We start from the raw sequence: 258 nt of genomic DNA, 5'->3' as shown, positions 1-258 counted from the left end.
GCTCGGCGCAGGAGACGTATGTTAACCAGCACTGGCGGCCGCAGGGGATAAACATTGTGGCCTACCAGGGGGCCGATAGCGTGGTGCGTGACCTGGAGTCGGGGCGCATCGACGGCGCGGTGCTCTCCGGGATGATGGCCGACTACAGCTTCCTGCAGCAGCCGCAGGGTAAAGAATTCGCCTTTGTCGGCGGCCATCTGCAGGACGATACGCTGTTTGGCGCCGGGGCGGCGATAGGTTTGCGTAAAGACGATGAGG

1 pseudogene is annotated in these 258 nt (G+C 63.2%); it reads left to right on the top strand.

From position 1 onward, the window contains the following. Positions 1–258: pseudogene (locus IPZ49_RS22965) on the top strand (transporter substrate-binding domain-containing protein); the annotation flags it as partial.

Origin of the sequence: Enterobacter cloacae complex sp. S2 (assembly GCF_015159675.1) — a bacterium.
GTDB classification, from domain to species: domain Bacteria; phylum Pseudomonadota; class Gammaproteobacteria; order Enterobacterales; family Enterobacteriaceae; genus Enterobacter; species Enterobacter intestinihominis.
This window is presented reverse-complemented; position numbering and strand designations above follow the sequence as displayed.